The 4,267-nt window shown below is 58.1% G+C and carries 2 protein-coding genes; one reads left to right on the forward strand and one right to left on the reverse strand.

Annotated features, from left to right (window positions below):
* The first annotated feature begins 302 nt into the window (after nt 1-302).
* Nucleotides 303-1,370, forward strand: coding sequence for an IS110 family RNA-guided transposase (locus tag TX78_RS09845; RefSeq protein WP_044495952.1), 1,068 nt, complete (start codon nt 303-305; stop codon nt 1,368-1,370).
* 2,606 nt (nt 1,371-3,976) lie between these two features.
* On the opposite strand, the gene TX78_RS13295 is transcribed toward TX78_RS09845, so the two are convergent.
* The coding region (locus TX78_RS13295; RefSeq protein WP_044495953.1) for an integrase core domain-containing protein at nt 3,977-4,267 on the reverse strand (291 nt) is incomplete at its 5' end.

The raw sequence follows: 4,267 nt of genomic DNA on the forward strand, positions 1-4,267 counted from the left end.
TGTGAGTCTTGGTAGTGGCTAGTCTGGGACTGGCTGGCAGGGTAGGTACTGGTCGTTCCGTCCTGTGGTTGTGGCTCATACACCCTTTGGCCCAGTATTGGTGCCTCGCAGATGACATGTCCACCCACCAGGCGGTCGGCCGGTACCTGTCCGGCCCACCTCGGTAACTTAATCAGAAGGCTGTCCGCCTCAGACGGGCGTGACTCATCACAGAGCTGTTCCGAAGTGACCTCTTCCCGGATTGGGCACCGGCCCTCAGCGGCCATGACCATATGTCCCGATAGAGGAAGGCTGCGACCGCTATGACTATCCTCGCGCATTCACGCTCGTTTGTCGTCGGCGTCGATACCCACGCCCGCAACCACGTCTACGCCATCGTCGCCACGACCGGCGAACTGCTCGATACCCGCGAGTTCCCGAGCACCAAAGCGGGCATCAACCGCGCGATCTCCTGGACCGCACGCAGGACCGGTGGCGATGCCGACACACTGTGGGTGATCGAGGGCGCCGCCACCTACGGGGCCGTGCTCACCAGCGCCGTCACTGCTCAGGGGTACGAGGCTGCCGAGGCCGCACGGATGAACGCTCGAGCCCACCGTGGTGTGGGGAAGTCCGATGCGCTCGATGCCCACCGGATCGCTGCCGCTGTCCTCCCGCTGCGCGAGGATCAACTGCGTCGGCCCCGCCTGAACGAGGGCGTCCGGCAGGCATTGCGGGTGCTCGTGTCTGCTCGGGAGACGATGACCGATGAGCGCACCCGGATGGTAAACACGCTGACCGCGCTGCTGCGCGCCAACAACCTCGGTCTTGACGCTCGCAGGTCATTGACTGGCACCCAGATCACCGAGGTGTCCCGGTGGCGTTCTCGCGACGAACCCCTCGCGCTGTCTGTGGCCCGCGCCGAGGCGATCCGGCTGGCCCAGCACATCATCGAGCTCGATGACACCCTCGCTGTGAACCTCGCCCAGATCAGAGAGCTCGTCGCCGTCAGCGAGGCCGGTCCACTACTCGAGGAGAAAGGATTCGGGCCGGTCACCGCGGCGATCTGCCTCACCACCTGGTCACATCCCGACCGGGTGCGCTCCGAGGCCGCGTTCGCATCCCTGGCGGGCGTGAATCCGATCCCCGCCTCTTCGGGGAACATGGTCCGGCACCGCCTCAACCGGGGCGGGGATCGGCGCTTGAACAAGGCACTGCACATGGTATCGATCAACCGTATGGCCCACGACCCAGAGACCCGCGCTTACGTCGAGAAACGATCCGCTGAAGGACGCACGGTCAAAGAGATCCGCCGCTGCATCAAGCGCTACCTCGCGAGGCGGGTCTATCGAACACTCAACGCCCTGACCCCGACAGCGAGCACCACTTGACATCTATAGAAGGGTCATCTGCGAAGAGCCACATAACTAGACCGCATTCTTGAGCGCAGGTCAGGGGCACAGGAAAAAGAACAACGGCCGCTGATCCAAGAAAATTCCTTAAAACAGAGGCCCTTACCGGTTGTGCGGCCAGGCATTGACCTGGGACCTACAAACGCGTCGTGTCTTTACAAGTGGGAACGCAAGAGTTCCCAAGCCATCTCGTCTCTATCGCGGCGTCGCCGCAGCCTGTTCCTAGCGCAATTGTTCTCCGGTGGAGCAGCACGACCCGCGCGGGAGGTAGCCGAGGTTACGAACCACCAGGGCAAGATAGTCGGCTGCGACAGTGAGATCTTTTCAAAGAGCCAGTGGTTTCGGCGCGGATCGTTCACAAGTAGAAGCTTCTTACCGCCTGCAAGCTGTCCTACGTCCCACTCAATGTGAAGATTGTTACGACTCCATAACAATGTCGAATTGCGCTGGACGCAGAACCCCATCACAACGATTCTAAGGATGGACTCTCGGTCCGTTTCACTCGTCACCCAACGGTTAGGTCTTCAAGTGGGAAAAAAAAATTTTACGCACCGTGCAGCTTTAGTTTCTATTCTAGGACTCGTCGCAGTGTCCTTCTCAGCTCCCCCCTCATCGGCTTCCAATGGTGTCGAATCAGAGTTCGGTGATCACCTGGATTTGAATCTCGTTGCTGAAGGATTAGGGAGTAGCGAAGAGTACGCAGCTTTCTACTTGGAAGGACAATAGGACTTCCTCAACGCAGTTGCTGAAGCTCAAGAGGCTGCCCCGGAGACATTCGCGTCGTCTGCTTGGACACCTGACAATTTGGAGCCCGACGGCTACAAGGCTTGGGTATCTTTCACTTCTGGTGTCAGCCCTGACGTCCTCGCCATTTTCAGGGGTCTTGAAGTTCCGGTAGATATTCGAGTAGACGCCTCTTACAGCATGGTAGAACTCGAGGATTTACAGGTATCTGTCATGGAGTCCCTTCTAGGGGAGGGAAAATTTAAGAACCTAGCAAGCAACATTGATGAGTCCGGCGATATCGAGATTCAGTACGAAGTAAGCTCTCTCAGACGCTCTGCAGGGGTGAGCCCCGACGATGTTCAGGCACTAGCAGAAGAAAGTCTTGCCGAAGAACTTGCCGTAGAAGGGGATGCCCCGAAAATCTCGGTTGTCCCCGCAACCGGTATTGGTTCCGAGCCGGAGGTCGTACGCGGCGGGGAACATCTTCCAGGGAATACTTGCACCCTGGGCTTTACCGCGACAAGTGGTACGACACGAGGCGGCATTACCGCAGCCCATTGCGGAAACAGTGCGGGCACCCCACCAGGCAGCAACGTTGCGATGAGATATCTTCGCGGCCACTTCGGGGGCTCTGGTGATTTCCAGATGCACTCAACTACTGATTCAATACAAGGCGTCTTTCGCATTCGCTCCTATTCAACGCCGTCAAATCCAACAGTTTTTCGCCCGGTGAACTCTGTAGGGGCAGTGAGTAGTGGTGCATCAGTCTGCAACTTCGGTCGCACTCGGCCCACGAGCTCCTGTACAACTGTGCGGAATGCCAACCACGCATTTACTTACGACGGAACTGTCCTCGGAGGCATGGTGCAAACAAACGGGTCCTTCACCAACGGTGGCGACTCTGGAGGTCCCTGGTATAGCAACAACGCGGCGCTCGGAATCCATTTCGGCAAGTCTGGAGGCTACAGCACCTTCTCTCGGGCCACGAACGCGCAGCAGACTTTGAATGTAACGATTCGCCGAAACTAAGACCATTGGGAGCCCCCTGTGCTTAGAGCATCAGAATATGTCCTAGCTTTCGCGGTACTAGCCGCTTCACTCGTCGCTTGTGGAACCCCTACCGACGGGCCTGGTAATAGTGAGGCACCGTCGCCGAGTCATAGCTCCCAAGTGTTCGGGAAGGATACAGAGCTACTGAGTTACGGGGGCAACTCGATCATTGTGCGTAGTTCTCCTGATCCCAATACCGCTCAAGTGGATGCGCTCGTGGAGGGCACCCTTAGGGCGGAAGAGTACGGATGCCTGGTAGTGGTCAACGAGGAAACAAACGCACGATCCGCAATAAAGTTCCCTTACGGGAGCAGTCTTTCTGAGCAAGGAGTAAAACTGCCCGGGGGTCAGTATCTAGGCATTGATCAGTCCTTCAGCGTGGGCGGAGGCTCTCGAGACATGGAAGCAGTGTTGCCGCAAGACTTAGTTGAGAAGTGCAGACTCTCTGGGATTCAAGAAATATTCGTAATTAATCCAGAATAGCATCCCTGTTTCTTAGTCGCGTACTATTCGTAATAAGATGAGCACTCCTATTCGTCCCGATGGCGAGCTACTGGTAGCTGTAGTCGCTCACCCGTAGCTCGCCATCGTCGTTATGCTCGAAGGCGCAGAAGAACAGCCTACGCTCGGTAGGGTTACTGATAACTGCCCCCTCCCCGGTGATCCATGCCAACGTCGCTTCGATAGAAGACACTTCATCGCTAGTGGCTCGGTTGGCCTCCACGCTCGGCCGCAAGGGCGCGCCGGCCTCGGCCGCTTCTAACCACTCGGGGCTGATGCAGGAACGGGTGACAAGTCGGGCTTCCTGTTCAGGCCGCTAGAGTCAGCGCCTGCGTGAGCAGTTTCTCCTCGTAGGCGATCGGGGTCAACTTCCCCAGCCCCTTCTGCTTCCTCCTTCGGTGGTAGGTCCTCTCAATCCACTGAACGATCCGCATCCGCAGCTCTTCTCGGGTCCGCCAGGGCTGGGCGTCGAGGACGTTGTTCTGAAGCAGGCTGTAGAACGACTCCATGGCCGCGTTGTCCCCAGCAGCACCGACTCGGCCCATGGAACCGACCAGGCTATGGTGCTCCAAAGCACGGAGGAACTTGTTGGAACGGAA

This window comes from Nesterenkonia massiliensis, from assembly GCF_000455245.1.
Lineage (GTDB): Bacteria > Actinomycetota > Actinomycetes > Actinomycetales > Micrococcaceae > Nesterenkonia > Nesterenkonia rhizosphaerae.